The sequence below is a fragment of the Jiella flava genome (assembly GCF_017349315.1).
GTDB lineage: Bacteria > Pseudomonadota > Alphaproteobacteria > Rhizobiales > Rhizobiaceae > Jiella > Jiella flava.
Window position 1 is genome coordinate 1 of the sequence record NZ_JAFMPP010000038.1, and the last position, 1,606, is coordinate 1,606.

Annotated in this window: 2 protein-coding genes; both read left to right on the plus strand. The window is 47.8% G+C overall.

Features of this window, described 5'->3' with window-relative positions:
- Nucleotides 1-446: hypothetical protein (locus tag J1C48_RS18675; protein WP_207259509.1), on the plus strand; the 446-nt coding region annotated here is incomplete at its 5' end.
- A gap of 24 nt (nucleotides 447-470) precedes the next feature.
- Nucleotides 471-1,409, plus strand: a complete 939-nt coding sequence (locus J1C48_RS18680) for a hypothetical protein (protein WP_207259510.1) — start codon at nucleotides 471-473, stop codon at nucleotides 1,407-1,409.
- Nucleotides 1,410-1,606 lie beyond the last annotated feature (197 nt).

Genomic DNA, 1,606 nt, shown 5'->3' on the forward strand with positions numbered 1-1,606 from the left:
ATAATTCGGACAACGGGATCGACCTTGTTGGACGAAACCCCGAAACTGGAGCCGTCAAGGTCGTTGAGGTAAAGGCAAACAGTGCTAGTCTGAATGAGCTTCAGAGCGAAGGCGGACCGAAATATGCGAATATCCAAGTAAACCGTGCATTATCTGGCGATGGAAATTGGAAAAGCATGCCAAGTGGCATGGATGACATTGCGGATGAACTATATGATTGGTTCCAAGGTGCGTCTTATAAAGAATATGAAATTTGGAAGTATGATGTTGATGACGCAGGAAACACCACATTTCGTGGCAAAGCCGACTGGAATTGGAAGCCAGGCACCAAGCCAAAGCGGCTGAAGTATCGCGATGATTCTGGCAACATGGCCCGGAAGCCTAAATCGGTTAAGCCGCCCGCAACTGGACCACCTGAGGCAGACAATCAGACTTCTCCTCATTAGATGATGCGACAATAGGATTTATTTATGCCAGAACCATCCGAATTAAGACGTGCTCTCAAGAAAGATATACCGGAATGGCTGCAACACAAGCAGCGTCTCATTATGGACAAACCAATCCAGTGGCTGGAAGAGTTCATTGAAGATGGTGATGTAACGCCTAAGATAAAGCTGATTTCATCTCGTTACGACCGGCTCGCGCTTTGGTTTCGTATGAAATACGCGATATCAGGTATCGGAGCGGTGCCAGATGTGGATTTGCTTGCTCTTTCAAGTAGAGTCGGCATTTCCAGTTTTTTTCTTGAAGTTCCCGTTTACGATTTTTATCCAAAAAATCTTGGGCGTTATGATTTTGATGCCTACGGGAAACTTCTTGCTCAAATTTTCGCAACCGGCTGGAAAGACGAGTCTGAACTTGTTGCGAGATTCGGTTTCGAAGAACTAAATCGTTTGTTGGATCGTGGCATCTCTTATGGCCGTATGTGTTGGTTCATGCTTGAATTGGCGAAGGATTGGCTTCAAGCGGATGTGAGCCTTGACAGCGAGTTCCGCCAGCATGAGATCGAAAATCTCGGTATATGGGATAAGCTTCTCACTGGTTGGAGAGAACCAAATGCACGGGTTTTTGACGCCTTGATGAGCGAAATGGCGGATTATCATCTGTCACAATCCAAAGATGCGGATATGTCGGAGAGTGAGTGGTACGAATTCGAGAGTATGTCCTACTGGCTCTTCCCGGTTGAACTTCTCGCTGTTCTGCGTCTGCGGGAGTGGGCGGGTATCGCAAATCCAAAGCTTTCCCATCCCCTGTTTGCTGTAACCCCACTAGCCACTCTTTATCCGCCACCGGCTTGGCCGAAAGATGATGTTCTGGACCAGGCAGAGGCAAAATTCCGATCTCTTTACCCCAATACACCTTCTGTTGCTGATCTGGCTAAACTGCGCGCTCAGCACAAAGCTGGATGAAGTAGGCGCTGCAAGACATAAGAAACATGAACGCGGTAAATTTTGCAGAGTTCACGGAGAATAACCATGCCCGTCCTAAGAGCATGACTCGAAATTCAGACAGCGGGTGAATTTCGCGCCAATCTTCGGACGATGAGGAAAGCGAGAACCATCTGAAAGAAGGCCAGAGCCGAAGCGACGGTTTTCTCGCAATCCTT

Coding starts and splice junctions, on each gene's coding strand:
- J1C48_RS18680 (WP_207259510.1), top strand. CDS start 471: ATGCCAGAACCATCCGAATTAAGACGTGCTCTCAAGAAAGATATACCG.